The organism is Bergeyella cardium (genome assembly GCF_003614945.1).
GTDB classification, from domain to species: Bacteria; Bacteroidota; Bacteroidia; order Flavobacteriales; family Weeksellaceae; genus Bergeyella_A; species Bergeyella_A cardium.
On the sequence record NZ_QYCZ01000001.1, the window covers coordinates 80,001 to 102,367 of the forward strand.

Below are 22,367 nucleotides of genomic sequence, written 5' to 3' on the forward strand. Positions count from 1 at the left end.
TTGTAGCGCCTCGGCTAAGGTCATTCACAGGCTTTTTAAGCCCTTGAAGCATTGGACCGATGGCAAGAGCTCCCGTTTCTCTCTGTACTGCTTTGTAGGTATTATTCCCCGTATTCAAATCTGGGAAGATGAGCACATTTGCTTGCCCAGCTACTGGAGAATTAGGCATTTTCTGTGAGCCCACCTTTGGATCTACCGCAGCATCGTACTGAATAGGACCTTCTACGAGGAGATCTGGTCTCTGCTCTTTCACAATGGCAGTTGCAGAGCGTACTTTATCTACATCGGCACCACTTCCAGAGTTTCCAGAGGAGTAGGAGAGAAGGGCTACTTTTGGCTCTATACCGAATGCTTTAGCAGAATCTGCAGAGGTAATGGCAATCTCTGCAAGCTGCTCTGCCGTAGGGTTTGGCACTATGGCACAGTCGCCATATACCAGCACTCTGTCTGGGAGGAGCATAAAGAATACGGAGGATACGGTATTCACTCCCGCTTTTGTTTTTACGAACTGTAGCGATGGGAGAATGGTGTGTGCCGTAGTATTTACAGCACCAGATACCATACCGTCGGCATCGCCTAAGAAGACCATCATTGTTCCGAAGTAGGAAACATCGAGCATTAGGTCTTTTGCTTGGGAGAGCTCCAAACCTTTTGCTTTTCTCAGTTCGTAGAGTTTCTCGTAATAGTCTTTATATTTCGGGCTTTCAATAGGGTTAATGATGGATATTCTGTCATTATTCCACTTCAATCCGAGTTCATTTACTCTTCTCAATATGCCGTCTCGCTCTCCTAAGATGGTGAGTGTTGCCAGCTCATCACTTGCGAGTTGAGAGGCAGCGGTAAGGATTCTGTCGTCTGTACCTTCTGGGAGTACAATATGTTTCTGTGCTTTTTTAGCAGCTTTTACCATATTGTATTGGAACATCCTTGGTGTAAGGGTGTCAGATTTAAAGGAGGAAATCCTTGTGTTGAGGTCAGAAATATCGGTGTGCTTATCGAAGAGCTGTAGGCAGAGTTTGATTTTCTCTTCACTTTCTGGATAGATTCTCGACCGTATATTCCCAATGATATTTGCCGTTTCGTAGGTTCCCGTCTGAGCGTGGATAATAGGAACACCAATGCTGGTTCCCTCGATGATTTTACTAATCGCCTCTTCTGGCTCAAAGCCACCATAGAGCACAATACCCGCTACTCTTGGGTAGTTGGTAGAGAAGCTCGCTGCAAGTGTCCCCACGATAAGGTCTGAGCGGTCTGCTGGTATTACTGCAATACAATTTTCGGTAAGGCGAGGCAGGAAATTGTGCAATCTCATCCCTCCAACGATGGTCTTTTGAGCGATTACATTTACATTTTTGTCTTCGTAGAGGAAGTCGGCATTAAGGGCATTGGCTATTTCCTTTAATGTTGGTTTTTCCAGAATTTCTTCCTGTGGAATGATGGTGAAATGTATGTTTTTAAATTCTCTTTCGAGGGTTTGTTTGGTTTCAGAAGTATGATTTTCGGCTTTGTTAATGAAAAGTCCGAGTACTTTTATCTCATTTTCCAGTAGGGTATTCAGCTCCACTCTGGTATGGCTAAGGAGGGCTTCTTCTGTGGTGAAGCTGTCTTTTACTACAGCTAAGGCAGGGGTGTTGAGCGAGCGAATGATGGAAATATCAAAATTAAAGTCAAAAGTGCTGGACTCCTTCGCAAGGTCTACCCCTTCTACAAGAACGAAGTCAAACCGCTCTTCCAAAGCCTTATATTTATTAATAATCGTATCATAGACCTCAGAGATTTTACCCTGATTTTTCAGTGTAATTGCCTGGTCTCGCGTAAAGGCAAATGCCTCTTCGTATTTCATATTCAGGTTAAACTGAGAAATCATCGTAGAGATATGATTGTCATCTGCTCGTTCCAGAATAGGTTTAAAGTAAGCCACATTAGGCGTATTTCTGATAATGGTTTGCATTATTCCAAGACTCACGAGAATCTTGCCGCTGTAGCTATCAGGAGTGATGATATAGATGGACTTATTCATTTTGATATGAGGTTATTATAGGGTTAATAATTAAAATAATGGCGTAAAAGTAAACATTTTTATGAGAATAATAAAGACTGATGCGTATTTTATTATAATAATTGTATTTTTCTATTAAATAGGGTGTATTTAAAATTTGATAATGGGATAGATAATTGGTGATTTCAGTAGGTCTGTACTATTTTTTTAGATATGATTAAATTTTTTTGTGGGGGACAATCCAGTTTTTATTGAATGTAGATTTCTATGATTAGAAAAAGCGGGCTAATAATTCATTAACCCGCTTTCAAATGATTAAGCTATGAAAAACTTACCTTACTGAACGATGAGCTTAGCCGTTTGCTTCTCGCCTTTGTTGTTGGTGAGGTGCAATAGATATACTCCTTTCGGATACTGAGTAAGGTTGAGATCTGCTCTGCTACCGCTATACTCCTTCTTGAAGATCAGCTTGCCTGAGAGGTCATACACTTGCGCTTCAAGGGAAGAAGTACCGCTACCCAGCTCGATGATAAATCTACCATCAGATGGGTTTGGATAGATTTTCAGACCGCCTTTCACCACTTCGGAAGAAGAGAGATCGGAGATGGTAATGCTTACGCTCACCTTATCAGACTTCTTACCATCGGAGTACACCGCATATACATCGTAGGTATAAGAACCTGTTTGGGTAAGAGTATCGGTATGCTTCAAGGTATTGATATCAGTGATATCGGTGAGTTTTACATTATTTCTCACGATTTCGTAGCCTTTAAGGGTGGGGAGATTGAGAACGCCCATCTCGGTAGGCAGCCCTTGAGAATTGACAGTAAGCAGCTCATCAGGCTTAGTATCGAGGATAAGAATATCTTCATTGGCATTGTTCTTCAAATCTGAGATAGGCACTGATGCCGACTGCTTTTTATTGGCCAGAGGAGTTTTGTCGGCGCTTACTCTGTCTCTATACCCCACTTGGATGTCGTCTAAAGCAAAGTAGAAACCTTTATCCTCTTTTTGGGTTCTGTGGTGGAATGCCACAAAGAAGTCCTGAGCGGTGTGTTGCTTAATGTCCACCGTGTTCTGCTTGAAGTCGCCACTTGTATAGCCTGCATCAAACTTATAGACGATGCTTCCAGTGTTTTTGATTTCATCAATGGTTGGGGCATTACCAGAAGTAGGAGCAGGGACTACATAGACATCATACCTCTCTTTGAAGAAGTGCTTCTCGTAGTATTTGAGGACTTCTGCACCGCTCTTGATTTTTGGAGTAATGAGCCAGTCATCCACAGTAATGTCGCCAGTTTTACCAGAGGAGAAGTTTGCCACACCTTTCTGCCCAGAGTTAGGGTATTTAGTTGTTATTTCCCAGCTATTGCCATCTCTATTGGCATCTATCACTGTGATATCAGCAGGCATATCCAGCTCAAAACCTTCGGTATAAATGGGAGCAATGAGCGGTCTTACCCATTTCAAATCAACCGTATTATTTCGCTGGGTAGCGGTAAGGTGAGTAACCTTATTCAGCACTTTGGAGATGCTTATTTTCTGCTTCACTGTATTTGCATTATGAGGGGAGGTTGCCTTTAATGATATTGTATAATCTCCTTCTTTATTGAATTTGAGTATAGGGCTGGAGGAGGTGGTAGAAGTTCCGTTGATAAACTCAGCGTCTTCGCTTGGGCTTACAGTCCATTCAAACTCGGTAGGAAGAGGGTCTCCTGTGGATTGATTGATGAGTACAATGCCCTCACCTGCGTATGCCCTCGAATTAGAAGGGGTAAATACGGCTTTCGTAGGGGTATTCTTAATGGTAATAAGTGCTGTTTTTTGTATAGAATCTTCACCTGAAGTATTTTTGGCTTTTAAGGTTACAGAGTACGCTTTCTCTTCTATAAATCTCACTTTCGGGTGCTCGGAAGTACTAGCAGTACCGTCTTTATACTCTATTGTATTCGGGCTGAATGACCATTCATAAGTGGCAGGCTGCGAAGGAGCATTTGCTGTTTGGTTTAGTAGCTCTATAGTTTCGTAGGAATTGGCTTTCGTTTTACTCGGTTTGAAGTCTGCATCTGGCTTGCCTTCGGAGCGCCTTACAAGGATGTCATCTATACCAATAGCATAGGAGGATTTATCGGCATCTACCTTATTGTGGAAACCGAAATAGATAATCCCGTCTTGAGTTGGAGTAAATTCTCTAATGACTTGTTGGTACTCCAAATCTTCGGAGGCGATGAGCTTCTCACCGAGCTGATTTGTCATAGAAGTCTTATCTGGCTGTGCTCCATAGAATACTTTGAGGGATTCTTCTGCATCTTTATTGAGCTTTCGGAGGTAGAATCTCAGTCGGTAGGGCTTGCCACCTTTTACTTTTATTGGGTTGGAGAATAGCCAGTCGTCCGCTCCTTTAGTACTGTTAGGGAAATTCACTCCAAAGCTCTTGCCTGTTCTTGCTAATTTAATATCTGGATATACTCGCCAGGTTCTTCCGTTTCCATCTGTATCTTCTACTGTCCAACCGCTCTTTTCTAATTCTTCCTCAAAGCCGTAGGAATAGGATTCTCCTACATTCTCTACCGTTGCAATAATACCGTAGGCTTTTGCAGATACAGCGTTGTTTATAGCGACTTCATCACCTGTAAATTCTACTTCTGCCTCTATGCTATAGTTCACAAATGATTTGGATAAATTTACATTGAACGATTTGCTAAGTGTTGCTCCTTTAGCAATTTCTTCCAATGCTACTTCTCCTGTGTGCTCTACTGCATCAGTATCTGCATTGACGAGTTTGTATTTAAGTTTAGCTCCTGTTGCAGATGTACTTCCTAAGTTCTCTACCTCTACCGTTACTGGTGTTTGGTCAGTATAGTCCTTCGCTTGTGGCAAGGATACAGATTTTAAGGCTAAGTCATTTGCAACACCTGTATTAATTCCCGTTGCGATAAGAGAAAAGTCTTGAGAAGTTGCTGGGACGAGTTTTCCATCATTATCATTCTTTCTTAGGCTTCCTTTATGGCTTACGGTAATAGTGTATTCCTGACCAGCAACTGGGTTTTCTATTACCACTTGCTCTACATTGTCTTTTACATTATTTCCTTTTGTAGCAGCGTTGGCTGGATTTTCCACATCCAATACCCAAGGGAAGAAAGTGGTTGCTCCATCAGAGATACGGAGGTCTAAGTCATTTACCAAGACAGATTCTCTGTTGTTTAATACATAATCTGGAAGTTTTTCTACTACGGCATCATCCCAAACAATGGTTACAATAAGTGGAGTATTCCCCAGAGCAGTGAGCTTAAGTGTGTAAGGAGTATTGTTATTTAAAGTAGCTTCTTCTACTTTTGAGTACTTGTCTTTTGTTGATAATACCTCTGCGGCTTTATATGCATTGAGAAGCCCCCAACCGAATTGATAATCTGGACCAGGGTGCTTACCTGCCTCGTTCGCTGTATGAATTGCCAATGCTTTTAGGGTAGCAGATTTCATAAACGAACGGTACAATTTATTATGATGCTCTTGTAATAAGGCAAGAGAGCCCGTTACATTTGGAGACGCCATTGAGGTACCATTTAAAGAGGTGTATTGGTCATCGCCTGTGGAGTTGGTAGAATATACACCTACACCTATACCTGCTAAATCTGGCTTGATACGACCATCATCGGTAGGACCGAAAGCTGAGAAGCTCGCTGCTTTTACATCACTTGGCTGTTTGTAACCTCCCGGTATTTTATGGGCTGCTGCGATAATGAGTCCATTTTTACTCGTTCCTCCGTTGGCAATACAATCAAAGCCACTTGCACCTCCGTTCTTTTGTCGGGTTTTGGTAGAGCGAACCCAAACGATGCGCTGATTTTCTTTCCTTCTTACATAATGAACTCCGCCAGGCTCTGGCCCGCCTCCTCTTGGGTTACCTGCTGCTTTTAGGAAGAGGTAGTACGGAGCGTTTCTCGAAATCAAGTCCCATTTTGCGTCTTTTTCTCCATAATGACCATAGCCTATGAATTCGGTTTCATCTTCCTCACCGAACCAGTGCCAGCCTGTAAATCCTGACCAGTTGCCTTGCTGATAGCCCGCTGTAGTACCATAGGAATGGTTAGAGAGAAGGGCTCCATTAGTTGCAGCGTCTGACATTTCTTTAGAATCATCCGTCCAATCATAGGCAATAAGCTCTGCTTTTGGAGCCATTCCTTTGGCTTGCTTATCTATACCGCTGGCGATCATCGTACCCGCCACATGGGTAGAGTGGCTATTAGGGAATTTAGAGGAATCTCCCATTTTAGCTCTTCCACCAAACTCTTGATGGGAAATTCTCACCGCTCCCGCATCCCACTCGCGAAGGGTAATACCATCTCCTTGGAGGTTAAACGCAGGGCTGTTTTGCAGGATGCTGGTGTAGACAGATTCGGCAGCCCCTACATTATCTGTTATATAATAGAAGGGCAGTCCATTATGATTGAAGCCTTGTAGCTGATACAGCTTGCCATCCACTTCCCCTGTGAAAGGGATATTGAGCTCTTTTGCTTTGGATTGAAGCCTTGCCGTGCTCATCTCTTCTTTTTGAATACGGCTACTGAGCTGGCTGAGGGCTTTTAGATCGGTTTTGCCTTGAATGGCTCTTATTTCCTCTGCATTCTGAGCGAATACTGCTGAAGCAAATAAGTAGCAGAGTGCTATGGGTAAGTTTCGTGCAAGCACTCCTACTTTAAATATAGATTTAGTCATTATTATTTTGATTTAAAATAAACTGAGCAATACTACGGATTTTTTAATTAAATACCAAAACCTAATGTTGGGGATTGATGTTGAATATTACTGTGCTTCCTAAACCTGAAAAAGAGTATTTCTATCTCCTAATTTGCAAACAAGGTATTTACAATTAAGACAATAAATCTTCTCAGTGGCAAGATCCGCAAGCGATAATAAATAAAGCAGTACAGAAATTCTATACTGCTTTTTATGCTTTTATGGAGCTTAATGGTCTTTCAATTGTGCGATGGTGTCTAGTCCACCCTTAGTAGTATCACCTATCTTACAGAGAATTTGAGTATCAAGGGGGAGGAATACATCCATTCGGGAACCGAATTTAATGAATCCGAACTCGTGCCCTGCTTTAGCATCATCACCTACATTCGTATAGAAGACGATTCTTCTGGCTATATAGCCCGCAATCTGGCGAAAAACTATTTTGTGATGAGTCTGAGTCTCTACCGCCACAGTAGTTCTCTCATTATCGGTGGAGGACTTTTCATTCCAAGCCATCAGGTATTTGCCTTTGTGGTATTTCTTGTAAATCACCTTACCTGTAACAGGGTATCGGCAGATATGAACATTAAGCGGAGACATAAAAATGGAAACCTGTATGCATTTTTCTTTAAGAAATTCTGTTTCCTCCACTTCTTTTATCATTACCACCTTACCATCTACAGGGGCTATTACTTCTGTTTTGTACTCACCAATTTGTCTATTGGGTACTCGAAAGAACCACAAAACAAGAGCATAAAGCACCAAAAAGGGTAAAGTGATAAGCCAAGCCCAAGCACTTAAAAATAGAGTGCTGAGGATATACACCGCTAATACAATCACCGTAGCCAATACAATACTACCTTTTCCTTCTCTATGTAATTTCATAATTAATTATAAAAGTTTATCTAAAATAAAGTACAAATATAGAACAGGAGCACAAATCATAAAACTGTCGAGCCTGTCGAGTATCCCACCGTGTCCGGGAATAATGTTTCCACTATCTTTCACATTAAAGGTTCGCTTGAGCTGGCTTTCCACTAAATCACCCATCGGAGCGAATACAGCGACGAGGAAGCCTACAACCATCCAATTCCCCCGAAGATAGCCAAACTTCTGCTCAATAAAGTAAGAGAAGATCAGTGTAAGCAATACCCCTCCTGCAAAGCCTTCCCAAGTTTTTTTAGGGGAGATGGTGGGTGCCATTTTGTGCTTGCCGAATAGCCTTCCAGAGAGGTAGGCAAAGGAATCACTACTCCAAATCAATATGAAAAGAAATAAAGGTTCGAGACTGAAAGTGTTCTCACTATTATAATAAGGCAAAGCTAAGGCATAACCGAAAGTAAGAGGAACATAGATTAGGGTAAAAATGAGCTTCCCGCTTTCAAAGTCCAGTTCGCTTTTAAACCTGAACAGTGTAATGACAGCAATGAGAATAAGGGAAAGTCCTAAGATTTCAGATAGATTAAACTCAAATGAAAACCCGTGGTAGAAGTATTTCTTGGAAAATCTATACAAGATAAGTATTGCAATGGGGAAAACGGCAAGCCTCTCCCAGCCTTTCCTAAACTCCATTATTCTAACACACTCCCATAAACCCACGAGGATAAAGAAAACAATAAGCCCGTAATACAGCTGATACTGCTGTACAGGAAAAATATTTTGTAGTAATTCTGAACCCATAGGATGAGTGCAAAACACCACAACTAAACAATAAAGCAATCCGAAAACAATCCTCTGAAAAAAGTTTTTATCCAAAATACTAAGTTTTAATCTTCAAGTAATAATAGGAAGAGTTTGGTATGATTCGCCTCTGTACCTCCTAACTTAGACTGGCTACCACTGATGGAAGTAAGGTTTTTTAGCATAGTTTTTCGGCGTTTTATCTTCATCATTGCCATATTAAGATCAGGAACAATCTGAGAGACATTTGCCATAATAATCACCTTCTTTGGTAACCGAGAGGAATGATAATGTAAAATATTATTATACGAAAGCATTATACTTCCATTATGTGCTATAAGATATTCGCAAGTGATGAGTGCAGCATCGTTATTTAGCGTTAGCTCAGTTGATTGTGGTACATTAAGTACAGATAGAAAATTCTTTAAGTCTTCATCGCAGCAGAATACAGATTTCAAGTCTTCGTTCTTTATAATTTGATTGAGGATGCCGAGTGCTTCTGCTTCATCTACACAATAAGAAAATATACCGCCAGAATGACTAAAAAGCTGGGCAAACTTGTAGTCCATATCAGCATGTTTTAGCTCATCCCCCAATCTTACAAGATTAAGCTCATCATCTTCTTCCTGCTTTGGAGTAAATAGTTTTAGTATATTTCTAATTAATCTCAAGGTTAGCTAACTGATTTTGTAGACAAAAGTATAAAAATTATATAACTAAATGAAAAATGTAAGAATAATTTTTAAAAACAGACGAATTTCTCTAATAAAAAAATGAGTTTGAAGATAATCTCCAAACTCGTTTAGTAATATTAAACCTTTAATTTTCCAATTTTATTTCTTCTGCTTCTTGCGTGCTGTCTTGTTCTTTATTGAGCTCCTCTTGGAGGGGTTGCTCTGTAAGTTCGGGGTCCCAAGCACGCTTTCCAAAAATCTCTTCGAGGTCTTCGCGGAAGATCACTTCTTTCTCCAAGAGCTTATTGGCAAGGATATCAAGTTTGTCCTTATTATCAGTTAAGATGCTTATCGCCCTTTGGTATTGGTTTTCTATAATGGACTTAATCTCTGCATCTATCTTTGTTGCTGTTTCTTCGGAATAAGGTCTATTGAAACTGTAATCCGACTGGCCGGAGCTGTCATAATAAGATATATTACCGATATTCTCGCTAAGTCCGTAGATGGTTACCATAGCTTGCGCCTGCTTGGTTACCCTTTCCAAATCTGATAGGGCTCCTGTAGATATATTATTAAATATCACTTGCTCTGCTGCTCTACCACCGAGGGTAGCACACATTTCATCGAGCATTTGTTCGGTAGTGGTAAGCTGTCGCTCTTCTGGTAGATACCAAGCAGCACCTAACGAGCGTCCTCTTGGCACAATAGTCACTTTAAGAAGTGGAGCAGCGTGCTCAAGAAGCCAAGATACAGTAGCGTGCCCTGCTTCGTGGTAAGCAACTCTTTTCTTTTCGGAGAGTTTAATTGCTTTATTTTTTTTCTCCAATCCTCCGATAATTCTATCTACAGCATCTAAGAAATCTTGTTTAGTAACGGACTCTCTTCCGTTTCTGGCAGCGATGAGAGCAGCTTCATTACATACATTTGCGATATCAGCACCGCTGAAGCCAGGGGTTTGTTTTGCTAGGAATTCTCTATCTACGGAGTCATCGATTTTTATGTTTTTAAGGTGTACCTCAAAGATTTCTCTTCTCTCGTGAAGTTCTGGCAGATCCACATAGATAGAGCGGTCGAATCTTCCAGCTCGGAGCAAGGCTTTATCCAATATATCTGCTCTATTGGTTGCTGCCATTACAATCACATTGGTATCTGTGCCAAAGCCATCCATTTCGGTGAGGAGTTGGTTGAGGGTATTTTCTCTCTCGTCATTACCTCCAGTAAAGTTTTTTCCACCTCTGGCTCTACCGATAGCATCTATTTCATCTATGAAAATAATCGCTGGAGATTTGGCTTTTGCCTGTGCAAATAAATCCCTCACCCGAGATGCTCCTACACCGACGAACATCTCTACAAAATCGGAACCTGAGAGGGAGAAGAAAGGTACTTGTGCCTCTCCTGCTACGGCTTTTGCCAATAGGGTTTTACCTGTACCTGGAGGGCCTACGAGGAGCATTCCTTTTGGGATTTTACCTCCGAGTTTGGTATATTTATCTGCATTTTTTAGGAAATCTACTACCTCTTGTACCTCTTCCTTAGCGCCTTCCAAACCTGCTACATCTTTAAAGGTAATTTGCATTTTATCTTTTTCATCAAAGAGCTTAGCTCTTGATTTTCCGATGGAGAACATTCCACCTCCAGAACCGCCATTCATTCTCCTAAATATAAAGTAATAGAATATACCCAATAGACCTACCCACATAAGTATAGGGAGGAGGATTTCCACCAATGGATTTCTCTCTTTGCTAAAATCCATTTTTGTTTGTACTTCGGGGTTTGATGCTTTTACTTTTTTAAACTCGTCTTGGAAGGACTTTATATCACCAAAAGTAAAGTCATAATCAGGAACAACTCTAGTTGTAAGACCATCTAATGGGTTCATAGATGGCTTATTATTGGTGATGTGCTCGACTTTTGCTTCTTTGGTTAAGAATACTTCAGCTTTATCGGTATCTTTATAAACGACAACTTTGCTTACTTTGCCTTCTTTTAATTTCTGAAAAAAGGTATCTTCATCTATCCTCTTAGCATCAGCTCCTCCAAACGAAGGCTGGAAAAAAATATACAATATACCTATAATGACAATTGGAAAAAACCAATTAAATCCTTTGCTATTCATTATCTTTTATTTCAATGATTATTGCTTAGTCTAAATTCTGTATTTCTGTAATTTTGGCATCTCCCCAAAGCTCTTCTATCTCGTAATAATCGCGTATATGCTTCTGGAAAATATGTACGACAACAGACACATAATCTACCAAAATCCAAAGTGCATTATCTGCCCCCTCCACATGCCAAGGTCTATCTTTTAACTCATTACGAACTTTTTTTTCTATACTCCCGGCTATGGCAGATACTTGAGTATTAGAGTTTCCACTGCATATAATGAAAGTCTCAGTTACTGAGTTTTCAATAGTAGAAAGGTCAAAGATCTTAATATCTTCACCTTTTGTATCTTGTATTGCCTCTACAATCTTGTCTATTAATAATTGTTTTTCTGTTAGTTTATTCATCTAAAATTAGGGTATAATCGTGCAAATTTATTGTTTTTTTCTGTATTAATGTTTAGGTTTGGCATCTCAATATTATAAATATTTCTTAAATGTATCCTCTCTTCTATCTATCAGAAAGCTTAGAATCTACCAATGAAGCCATCCTGAATTATCATACTCCCAGCCGACCAAATATCGCAATTTATACATTTAATCAGATAAATGGAAAAGGGCAGTATGGCAATACTTGGAAGATGCCCAAAGACCAAAATATAGCCTACTCTCTACTAATAGATGCGAGCTTAATCCCAATAGGGGGCAATTTTGTCAATTTTTATACCGCTGTTATTATTCGGGATTTTCTTGACAATTTGTCAGATGAGGAAGTCTTTATCAAGTGGCCTAATGATATTATTATCAATAGAAAAAAAGTAGTAGGGATTCTTATAGAGCAAATAAAAATTGATGGTAAGAGTTTTTATATTATCGGTATAGGGATTAATGTTCTACAGCGGGATTTTTCAGAGCTAACCAAAGCAGGCTCAATACTTACACAAACCCATCAAAGGTTTAATCTCACCTCATTATCTGAAAATTTTCATTTCTATTTTACAAAACATATCACTCATCAGCCTTCATACAACATCTTGGAAAGATATAATCACCACCTCTTCTGCCGAAATTCTGTAGCTCTTTTTTCTAAAAGTAATATCAGACAAAATGGCATTATTCAATATGCTGATGAGAAAGGTTTTCTTCATATTCTCCTCGAAAAAGATGGGCTCCAAAAATTCTTTCATAAAGAAATAGAAATGCTTTATTAACTTTAGAATTAATAGCTCAAGTCTGTTTTTGGTAATTTCAAAACTGTGTTTATACTGAAAAAAGTGCTTTTCTAAGCAGAAAATACAAATAAATTTTTATAATTTATAATGGCGATATTTTTATAATATCATAAAGATTGACAATGTGATTGAGGTATAAATATCACAATTTAACACTTATTTGAATGAATATTTATTGTTATATGGCTAATATAATGTATATAATTAAAAAATATCATCTATGAATTTTGTATATAATTAAAATGTATGTGTTTTGTGGTATAATTAATTTTATTGCATAAAATAATCGTTAATTGTATTAAAAATTTATTAAAATAAATAAAATTTTGTAGTATTAAAAATATTGTGTAGTATTGTCCAGTTAATTTTAAATGAATTAATAATGAGAAAGTCTACATTAGAGTTCGGGTCATTTACCCGAAAATTGCCAGTAGCATTATGTTACTTATTTGCTACGGCAGTGTTTGCACAGAATGCCCAAGAGGTAAAGGTTCTTCAAAGCAAGACGAACCTAAAAGGATTGAATTTATTAGGCAAGCAATTCCGCAAAGGAACGCTAAGCAGAGCGCAGCTGGAGTCCAGAGCAAAGGAGATGAACATTCCGTTCACCACCGAGTTTGGAGGTAAGTTTTACCAGTTGCAAGGTTTTAACGCTAAGGGCTTCCCTTTGTACTATGTAACGAGCAATGCTGGAGCAGCAGAAGGTACGGGAGTTACAAGGCTTCAGACGAGCCCAGGATTGGAACTTCAAGGAGAAGGTATTGTTCTCCGTGAGTGGGATGGAGGAGCTGTAAGGCTTACCCACCAGGAATTTGGAGGAAGAGCCAAAATGGGTGATACCTCTACACGGCTTAATAGCCACTCTACCCATGTGGCGGGGACAATGGTTGCCAGTGGAGTAGATAAGAAAGCGAAAGGAATGGCACCAAAAGCAGAGCTTATCGCCTATGACTGGAATGATGATGAGGATGAAATGACAACAGCTGCAACTAACGGGGCACTTCTTTCAAATCACTCTTATGGTTATTTAGGAGGTTTTGAGTATGGTAACTGGTCAGGAGCTACAGGTTGGCACTGGTTAGGAACTGATGATGATACAGAATATGTAGGCTATGGACATTATGGAGAAACGGATGCTCAATGGGATTTAATCTCAAAAAATGCTCCTTATTACTTGGCGGTAAAAGCAGCAGGTAACCCAAGAGGAGATGGTCCTGAACCTGGTGGAGCACACTATGTAAGAAAATTAGAGAATGGTAAATTAGTATGGGCAAAATCTACAAAAGTTCGCCAAAAGAATGGGGGAGCCAATGGTTTTGATTGTATTAACCACGGAGCAACGGGTAAGAATGGGCTTATTATCGCAGCGGCTCATAAAATCCCAGGTGGCTACAAACAGCCAAGTGATGTAAAAGCAGCGAGTTTCTCAGCTTTCGGTCCTACCGATGATGGTCGTATCAAGCCAGATTTAGCAGGTATAGGTGTAGGTGTATATTCTACAACATCAACAGGTGATGACCAATATACCTCTTTGAGCGGTACCTCAATGGCGTCTCCAAATGTAACGGGCTCTCTTGCCTTATTACAAGAGCATCATAATAAATTGTACCGTTCGTTTATGAAATCTGCCACTCTAAAAGCATTGGCAATTCATACAGCGAACGAGGCAGGTGAGCATCCTGGTCCAGATTATCAATTCGGTTGGGGACTTCTCAATGCCTTTAAAGCTGCAGAAGTATTATCCACCAAAGATAAATACTCAAAAGTAGAAGAGGTTACCTTAAATAATAATGGCACTTATACCCTAAAACTCACGGCAACAGGAAGTGCACCATTAGTTGTAACCATTGTTTGGGATGATGCCGTAGTAGAAAAACTTCCAGATGCTACGCTTAACAACAGAGAATCCGTATTGGTAAATGACTTGGATTTACGAGTATCCGATGGAGCAACCACTTTCTTCCCTTGGAAATTAGATGTAAATAATCCAGCGAACGCTGCTACCAAAGGCGATAATACCAAAGACAATGTAGAGCAGGTAGTGATAGAAAACCCGGTAGCAGGCAAGGAATATACCATCACCGTAAGCCATAAGGGTGACCTGAAAAAGAACGATGACCAGGGTAAATTAGTTCCTGCAGCTTCTCAAGACTTCTCTCTTATTGCAACGGGAATTAACAATGGTGTATCAAAAGACTTGGCATTAAAATCCGTATCCTTACCACCAGCTAAGGAGTATACAAACCAAACGCCAGTAACGGTAGAGGTAGAGAACTTAGGAAGTGCATCTGCAACAGGAGCTAAACTTAAATACAAACTCGTAAATGTAGACAATGGTAATGCCGTAGAGCATACAGGAGAAGTAGCATTAGAAGAAGTAGCACAAGGAAAGACGCTTAGCAAGTCGTTTAATGTAGATTTATCCAAATCTTTTGTGAATTACAATATAGAGGTAGAAGTAGAATTAGCAGGAGATGAGGTAGCAATGAACAACACCGCTTCTACAAGTGCATACGGTATAGTAGCCTCTGTATTAGAAGATGGGGATAAACACGCCGTTGGTTTCGAAGAAGAGAGTTTAGAGAAAATCGGTTGGACTGTGAAAGATGTAGATGGAAAAGGAAGAACCTGGATGAAGTATACAGATGCAGACTTAGCAAATACAGGAAAGAGCTTTGCGGTGAACTTCCCTAATAGAACAAAAGGTACAGACGACTGGTTATTCTCCAACCCTATCAAGGTGAAAGCAGGTAAGCTCTATATGCTGGAGCTCTACGCAGGTAGATTCCAGAATGATGAAGAAAATCTTGAATTCTTCTATGGTGATAGCCCGGAAGTATCAGCAATGACCAATAAGTTAGGAGATAAATTAACCCTTGCTCCAAGTTATAATAAAGTAAATAGAGAATTTACTCCTACAAAAGATGGCGTCATTTATTTAGGCTTCCACAATAAGATGGACGCCGATAAGGCCTCTTATGCTGTAGCAGTAGATGATGTATTGGTAAGATTTGCAGAAGGGAAACCATCAGCAGACTTTACAGTGGCTAAACCAAGAGTTAATTCTTATGAGACAGTTCAGCTTAATAATAATACAACAACTGCCTCTACTCAGCCAGCGACTTATGAATGGTCATTCAGCCCGAATACAGTAGAGTATAAAGACGGTACAACAAGCACATCTAAAGATCCGAAAGTAAGATTTACAGAAGAGAAACAGTATTCAGTAACATTGAAGGCAACGAATTCTTCAGGTAATGATGTTAAGGAGAAAAAAGACTTTATCACTGTTAAGAATACTCCATCTCAAGCTAAATTTATCACTTCAGGAAATTCAATCTTTGAAACTGAAACGGTAGCATTTACTAATAAATCTACTGGTGATCCGCTTCCTACATCATTTGAATGGACGGTAACGCCAAGTGATAATACAGAATTTGTAAGTGGTACTACTTCTACATCTAATAACCCAGTAGTTAAGTTTAATAAATCCGGAGACTATAAAGTTTCCCTAAAAGCAACTTCTCCACAAAACGAAACCACTGCTGAGGTAGATATAAAAGTAGCAGGAGTACATAATTCCGTGAAAGATCTTTCAGCTACTCAAGAGAATAACAAGGTAAATCTCAAGTGGGTAAGACCTAATATGAACCCTTCCTATACCGAAGGATTTGAATCCGGAAAAATACCTACCGAGATGACAGTCTATGACAATAATGCAGATAAAATGAGCTGGATGATTTCTGCTTTTAATAAAGCAAGTGGAAATTATGGACTACTCAATTATGGTTGGTACTTCAGAAGTATGGATGTAGATGACTGGATCGTAACTCCTAAAATAAAAGGAGGAGCAGAAGTGCTTAAATATTTTGTGAAACACGACTATGTAGAAAGATATGATGTGTATGTAGTGAAAGCACCAGCTTCTGGTAAAGCACCAACGATAGATGAAATCAAAGCAACAGGTGAAATTGTTTACAAGTTTGATGGAACTGAAAAAACTAAAGGTACATTTGTTGAAAGAGAAGTTGATATCAAAGAACACTCTAAGGATGACTTCTTCGTAGTGTTCCACCACAGAACTACAAAAGATGATGACGCTCTTCTCCTTGCATTAGATGATATCCAAATAGGATATAAAGATAATGTAAGCTCTGATAAGACAGTAGCTGCAAAACCATCTGATGAAGCATCTGTTGACTTGAAGCAAGTAGTAAGAGAAGGTACTAAGATTCTGAAATCTGGTGATTTTGAAGATCCATACAAAGCAGAAGCACGAGAGCAAGTGCCAGTAGAGTTTGGAGCTACAGACCTTCCTAAACTTGAGAAGTATGAGATTGTGAGAAACAATGTGAAGCTCACCGATATCAATGACTATAACACATTGAAACACACAGATAATCTTACACAGACTGGTACTTATACCTACGATGTATACGCTGTGTACTCTGATGGTAAGAAGTCTGATAAGGCAAGTGTAACGATTGTTGTAGATAACCTTTCTGCTTCAGAGGTAGTGAAAGGTGGTCTGAAAATCTATCCAAACCCATCTGATGGTAGATTTACTATCGAGCTTGGTAGTGGAACTTCTTCAGTTCAAGCACAGGTTTATGACCTTTCAGGTAAGCTACTCTTCAAGAAGGATTATAGCGGCAGTAGGGCTGATCTCGACCTTACTCAGTATCCGAAAGGAGTATATCTATTGCACCTCACCAATAACAAAGGCGAGAAGCAAACGGCTAAGCTCATCGTTCAGTAAGGTAAGTTTTTCATAGCTTAATCATTTGAAAGCGGGTTAATATTCATTAACCCGCTTTTTATTTTTAATGGTAAATTTATCTATCATCCTATTTGATAGAAGGGGAGGAGGGCTACTGGTGAGGAAATTTATTTTTTTACTCTACATTTGCATCTTGATTTCATAAAAGAACTTATGTCGGGAAATAATTCCACTCAGCATCTTGATACAAGTAAGCTCACGCTCATTGGCCTTTTGGTATCTATGGGCATCGTTTTCGGAGATATTGGTACTTCTCCGCTCTATGTAATGAAGGCGATTATTAATGCCCGCTTGGAGACGGCGGCTATGCCTTTGGATGAGTATATAGAGGGTGCGCTCTCGTGCATTATCTGGACGCTTACCTTGCAGACGACCATAAAGTATGTAGCGATTGCCCTGAGGGCAGATAACAAAGGCGAGGGCGGGATACTTTCCCTCTACTCCCTTGTGAAGCGGATGAAGCGCAAGCATCTTTATCTCTTTGCGATTATTGGGGCTTCTACTTTGGTTGCGGATAGTGTGATAACGCCATCGCTTACGGTAATATCGGCTATCGAGGGGCTTAAAATCTATAATCCCGATACTCCTGTGGTGCTTTATACCTGTTTTATACTCTTTATCGTATTCTTTGTGCAGCAGTTTGGCACGAGCAAAATAGGGAAGTTCTTCGGCCCTGTGATGATTATTTGGTTTCTGGCATTGGGAATTTTCGGGGCTAATCATATTATGGGCAATTTATCCATTCTTAAATCCTTTAACCCCATCTATGCATATAATCTCATCTCCCATTCTCCGAGTGCGATTGTGGTGATGGGGGCGGTATTCCTTTGTACTACGGGTGCAGAGGCGATGTATTCAGATCTGGGGCATTGTGGGAAGCAGAACATCCGTGTGAGCTGGATTTTTGTGAAGGCAATGCTTATCCTGAACTATCTGGGGCAAGGTGCGTGGCTGCTCGATAATCATTTAAAGGTGCGTGAGGGAATTAATCCATTCTTTGGGATAATGCCAGATTATATGGTATTCCCAGGTGTGCTGCTCGCTACGATGGCAGCGATTATTGCCAGCCAGGCAGTAATCACGGGGGCATTCACGATGTTTTCTGAGGCAATGTCGGTTGCCTTTTGGCCTAATCAGCAGATTGAATACCCGAGTGGGGTAAAAGGGCAAATGTATATTCCGAGAATCAATTGGGGGCTAATGGCGCTTTGCTTCATCATCGTGCTCTACTTTCAGGAGTCTCACAAGATGGAGTCTGCCTACGGGCTTACCATTACCATTACGATGCTGATGACTTCTACGCTGCTCATCTTTTGGCTTAAAAAGAAACGAGTAAAGAAATGGCTCATCATCGTCTTTGCCATTACTTATCTCTCGATAGAGCTGGGCTTTTTCTATGCGAATATCATCAAGTTCTTAGATGGAGGCTGGATTACGATTGCCCTTAGCGGGTTTATGATGGTGTGTATGTATGCGTGGTTTAATGGGAGAAAGATTAAGGCAAAATTCCTGAAATATGTGAAGTTTGAGAAGTATGTCCCCGTCATAAAAGATATGAAACTGGATGAGACCATCCCTAAATATGCTACTAATTTGGCTTTTCTTAGCCGTGCTAAAAGGGAGGACGAGATAGAGGCAAAAATCATCTATTCCATTATAAGGAAGCAACCGAAAAGGGCAGACCATTACTTTATTTTAAATATCATTAACCAAGAAGACCCTTATACATTTAAGTATTATGTAGATGAAATAATGCCGAGTACGATATATAAAATTAACTTCCTCCTCGGGTTTAAGGTAGATAGGAGGATTAATGACTATTTTGACCAAGTGCTGAAAGACTTGATGGAGGCCGAAGAAATCCCATCGAGGAGCGGTTTCCCATCATTGAGGCAGCATAATGTACCCCCAGATCTGAAGTATGTGATTATAGATAATACTTATATTAATGACAATCTCCTCACCCTGAAAGAGAAGATTATTCTCAATATCTATAGTTTTGTACGGTATATCGGCAGTGATGATTTCAAGGCGTGGGGGGTATCTCCTCACAATGTAGTGGTAGAATCTGCTCCTCTGCTCGACCAAGAGATTGTAACAAAAAAACTCGAGCAAATCGAGTTTAGAAGGTATCATGCGTAAAGGCTAATTGCTAATAGCCAGTTGCTAGAAACCGATTAGAGTTCTTTTCTAAGCCTTGCTACAGGTATATTGAGCTGCTCACGATACTTGGCAATTGTTCTTCTGGCGATATTATAACCTTTTTCTTTCAAGATGATTACAAGAGCATCGTCTGTATAAGGTTTTTTCTTGTCCTCTTTTGCAATAGCTTCGAGCAGGTGTGTTTTTATTTCTTTTGTAGAGACTTCTTCTCCATCGTCATTTATAAGGCTGTCTGAGAAGAGGTCTTTAAGAAAAACAATTCCATTGGGTGTATCCGCATATTTACTCCTCACCACTCTTGAAATCGTAGAGATGTCAAACCCTGTTTTATCGGCTACATCTTTTAGAATCATTGGTTTTAATGATTTATCATCTCCTGTAATAAAGAATTCTTTTTGTAGCTCTGTAATGGCTTTGATGGTTTGTAATAGTGTGTTTTGTCGCTGATTTACCGCGTCTATATACCACTTAGCAGCATCGAGTTTTTGCTTGATGAAAAGCGCTGCCTGTCTATGCTCGGCAGAGTCTTTATTATGCGAGTAGGTAGAGAGGATATCTTTATACTCATCAGATACACGGAGGGTGGGTGCGTTTTTACTGTTGAGAAGAGGAACTACCTGTACATTTCCCTCGTTATCTTCATCGAGTTGGATAGTAAAATCGGGGATAATCTCCTGATTGATGGTGATGGTCTGGGTATCAAAATTTCCTGCAACTCTCGGTGAGAGTTTTGAAATCTCATCAAGGGCATCTTTCAGTTCTTCTTCAGAGATGCCGTATTTGTTCATTATTTTGGAGTAATGCCTATTGGTAAGGGCATCAAATTGATTTCTCAGGATATCTGCTGCAAGGGAAACCGCTTTATTACTGCTGATTTTTTTCTCTATTTGCAGTAGCAAGCATTCTTGGAGATTTCTGGCTGCTACACCTGGTGGGTCGAGTTTCTGTACATAGTTCTCCAGTATATTTTCTACCTTTTCTTGGGTAGTGTATATCCCTTGCGAGAAGGCAAGATCATCTACCAAGGACTTTACTTCCCGTCTTAGATAGCCATCCTCAGGGTTTAGATTTCCTATGATATAGTGTGCGATGTTGAGGTCTTCTTCAGAGAGGTCTGCCATACCTATTTGCTCCATCAGATAGTCGTAGAGGGTTTGTCCTTCAGTGAGGAGGCTTTGGTTATCAAATTCTTCGTCATCTGGGGAGTAGTTGCTGGCTGCTGTTTTATAGCTTGGCTCATCATCAAAGAGGTATTCATCTACATCAAAGTCGGTTTCTATGGATTCACTTCCTTCACTTTCAAGTTCTTCATCGGCTGCTTCGTATTCATCTTCATTATCATCGTCGGAGACTTTTTCAAGGGCAGGATTTTCTTCCAGCTCTCGTTCTAAGTCCTGTTCAAAGTCAAGGGTATGAAGCTGGATGAGCTTCATTAGTTGAATTTGCTGAGGAGCAAGTCTTTGACCTAATTTTAATTGAAGATTTTGTTTCAGCATAATTTGTTTTATTTATTTTGGCAAGGCTGATGAATTCCACATATTTAAAACTTAAAACTCTGCATTTTTTGGTGTTCTTGGGAAAGGGATTACATCTCGGATATTCGTCATTCCCGTGATGAAGAGCACAAGCCTTTCAAGTCCCAAGCCGAAACCTGCGTGTGGTACAGAGCCAAATTTTCGGGTATCAAGGTACCACCAAAGTTCTTTTTCATCTACATTCATCTCCTTCATTTTTTGGATGAGTACATCATATCTCGCTTCTCTTTCGGAGCCACCGATAATCTCCCCGATTCCTGGGAAAAGTACATCCATTGCTCCTACGGTTTTACCATCTTCATTGAGTTTCATATAAAACGCCTTGATTTCCTTAGGATAATCAAAGAGTACCACAGGGCATTCAAAGTGTTTCTCTACGAGATAGCGCTCGTGTTCAGACTGGAGATCTGCCCCCCAAGCCTCAATAGGGAATTGAAACTTGCCTTTCTTGTTTTCCTTAGACGCGAGTAAAATCTCAATAGCCTCAGTATAGGAAACCCGTTTAAATCGTTTGGAAACCACATTTTGAAGTTTCTCTATAAGTCCTTCTTTGGCTCTCTCTCTTTCGGGTTTTTGTTTTTGCTCTTCTGCAAATCGTTTGTCAAGGAATTCTAAATCATCTTTGCAATTGTCTAATACATAATTGATAACGAATTTCAGGAAGTCTTCCGCAAGGTCTATATTATCCTCTAAGTTGTTAAAGGCTACTTCTGGTTCTATCATCCAAAACTCTGCAAGGTGCCTTGTAGTATTGGAATTTTCAGCTCTAAAAGTTGGTCCGAAAGTATAAATCCTACCCAATCCCATAGCGGCTGTTTCGCCTTCGAGCTGCCCAGAAACCGTCAGGTTGGTTTTCCTTCCGAAGAAATCTTGGGTATAATCAATCTCGCCATTTTCATCTTTTGGGAGGTTGTTCAGATCAAAATTTGTAACGGAGAACATCTCACCAGCACCTTCTGCATCGGCTCCTGTGATGATAGGAGTATTAATATAGAAGAACTGGTTTTGATTAAAGAACTGATGAATAGCAAATGAAATAGCACTCCTCACTCTAAACACAGCACCAAAAAGATTGGTTCTAAAACGGAGATGCGCCTGCTCTCTGAGTACTTCAAGAGAGTGTTTTTTAGGTTGAAGAACAGTTTTTTCTAATTCCTCACTGAAATTGTCCCCTAAAACGGTGATTTTTTTTGCTAAGATCTCTATGCTCTGCCCCGCTCCTTGGCTTTCTATAACCTCACCTTCTATTTTGAGGGAAGAGGCGGTCTTAATATTTTTAATAAGCTCTTCATCAAACTGCTCAAAATCTACTACTATTTGAAGATTAAGTATAGTAGAACCGTCATTAAGAGCTATAAATCTGTTGGAGCGAAAAGCTCTTACCCATCCTTGAACAGTGATATTGTGATGAAGAAATCTCTTATAATCCGATAAAATATCTTTAATCGTGTGTTTTTTCATTGTC

12 protein-coding genes (1 of these 12 only partly in view) are annotated in these 22,367 nt (G+C 39.9%); 3 read left to right on the top strand and 9 right to left on the bottom strand.

Translation table 11 applies throughout. The annotated features are described in order from the left end of the window. From pta to rsfS, 7 genes are all read right to left on the bottom strand, one after another. Window positions 1-2,020, bottom strand: partial view of a phosphate acetyltransferase gene (gene pta / locus D8991_RS00365; RefSeq protein WP_120488230.1) — the 5' portion only. 59 nt of this gene lie to the left of the window's left edge; the window shows 2,020 of its 2,079 coding nt (coding positions 1-2,020); it begins with the start codon at window positions 2,018-2,020; its stop codon lies beyond the left edge, outside the window. A gap of 315 nt (window positions 2,021-2,335) precedes the next feature. Then, on the bottom strand, window positions 2,336-6,715 hold the full coding sequence (locus D8991_RS00370; protein ID WP_120488231.1) for a T9SS-dependent choice-of-anchor J family protein: 4,380 nt from the start codon (window positions 6,713-6,715) through the stop codon (window positions 2,336-2,338). A 249-nt stretch (window positions 6,716-6,964) separates the two neighbouring features. Next, the gene (locus D8991_RS00375) at window positions 6,965-7,621 is read right to left on the bottom strand and encodes a phosphatidylserine decarboxylase family protein (RefSeq protein ID WP_120488232.1); all 657 of its coding nucleotides are present in this window, start codon (window positions 7,619-7,621) and stop codon (window positions 6,965-6,967) included. A 6-nt stretch (window positions 7,622-7,627) separates the two neighbouring features. Then, window positions 7,628-8,491: a phosphatidate cytidylyltransferase gene (locus D8991_RS00380; RefSeq protein ID WP_120488233.1), complete on the bottom strand. Its 864-nt coding sequence runs from the start codon at window positions 8,489-8,491 to the stop codon at window positions 7,628-7,630. 11 nt (window positions 8,492-8,502) lie between these two features. Beyond that, entirely contained in the window at window positions 8,503-9,087 is a 585-nt protein-coding gene (locus tag D8991_RS00385; RefSeq protein ID WP_245957157.1) for an LUD domain-containing protein, read from the bottom strand. Between the two features lie 148 nt (window positions 9,088-9,235). Continuing rightward, entirely contained in the window at window positions 9,236-11,209 is a 1,974-nt protein-coding gene (gene ftsH / locus D8991_RS00390; protein ID WP_394364121.1) for an ATP-dependent zinc metalloprotease FtsH, read from the bottom strand. A 22-nt stretch (window positions 11,210-11,231) separates the two neighbouring features. Further along, the gene (gene rsfS / locus D8991_RS00395) at window positions 11,232-11,600 is read right to left on the bottom strand and encodes a ribosome silencing factor (protein ID WP_120488235.1); all 369 of its coding nucleotides are present in this window, start codon (window positions 11,598-11,600) and stop codon (window positions 11,232-11,234) included. Window positions 11,601-11,689: 89 nt separating this feature from the next. Here rsfS and D8991_RS00400 point away from each other — a divergent pair, with 89 nt between their 5' ends. The 3 genes from D8991_RS00400 to D8991_RS00410 all read left to right on the top strand — a co-directional run bounded on the left by D8991_RS00400 (window position 11,690) and on the right by D8991_RS00410 (window position 19,346). Continuing rightward, a complete protein-coding gene (locus D8991_RS00400; RefSeq protein ID WP_120488236.1) occupies window positions 11,690-12,403 on the top strand; it encodes a biotin--[acetyl-CoA-carboxylase] ligase in 714 nt (237 codons plus the stop codon). Window positions 12,404-12,806: 403 nt separating this feature from the next. Further along, window positions 12,807-17,183: a S8 family serine peptidase gene (locus D8991_RS00405; protein ID WP_120488182.1), complete on the top strand. Its 4,377-nt coding sequence runs from the start codon at window positions 12,807-12,809 to the stop codon at window positions 17,181-17,183. Window positions 17,184-17,357: 174 nt separating this feature from the next. Then, window positions 17,358-19,346, top strand: coding sequence for a KUP/HAK/KT family potassium transporter (locus D8991_RS00410; RefSeq protein WP_120488237.1), 1,989 nt, complete (start codon window positions 17,358-17,360; stop codon window positions 19,344-19,346). A 35-nt stretch (window positions 19,347-19,381) separates the two neighbouring features. On the opposite strand, the gene rpoN is transcribed toward D8991_RS00410, so the two are convergent. Next, a complete protein-coding gene (gene rpoN, locus D8991_RS00415; protein ID WP_120488238.1) occupies window positions 19,382-20,863 on the bottom strand; it encodes an RNA polymerase factor sigma-54 in 1,482 nt (493 codons plus the stop codon). A 51-nt stretch (window positions 20,864-20,914) separates the two neighbouring features. Further along, window positions 20,915-22,363 carry an asparagine--tRNA ligase gene (asnS, locus tag D8991_RS00420; protein ID WP_120488239.1) on the bottom strand — a complete coding sequence of 483 codons (1,449 nt, stop codon included), beginning with the start codon at window positions 22,361-22,363 and terminating at the stop codon, window positions 20,915-20,917. Window positions 22,364-22,367: the final 4 nt, after the last annotated feature.

Coding starts and splice junctions, on each gene's coding strand:
- rpoN (WP_120488238.1), bottom strand. CDS start 20,863: ATGCTGAAACAAAATCTTCAATTAAAATTAGGTCAAAGACTTGCTCCT.
- D8991_RS00375 (WP_120488232.1), bottom strand. CDS start 7,621: ATGAAATTACATAGAGAAGGAAAAGGTAGTATTGTATTGGCTACGGTG.
- rsfS (WP_120488235.1), bottom strand. CDS start 11,600: ATGAATAAACTAACAGAAAAACAATTATTAATAGACAAGATTGTAGAG.
- D8991_RS00405 (WP_120488182.1), top strand. CDS start 12,807: ATGAGAAAGTCTACATTAGAGTTCGGGTCATTTACCCGAAAATTGCCA.
- D8991_RS00410 (WP_120488237.1), top strand. CDS start 17,358: ATGTCGGGAAATAATTCCACTCAGCATCTTGATACAAGTAAGCTCACG.
- D8991_RS00400 (WP_120488236.1), top strand. CDS start 11,690: ATGTATCCTCTCTTCTATCTATCAGAAAGCTTAGAATCTACCAATGAA.
- asnS (WP_120488239.1), bottom strand. CDS start 22,363: ATGAAAAAACACACGATTAAAGATATTTTATCGGATTATAAGAGATTT.
- D8991_RS00370 (WP_120488231.1), bottom strand. CDS start 6,715: ATGACTAAATCTATATTTAAAGTAGGAGTGCTTGCACGAAACTTACCC.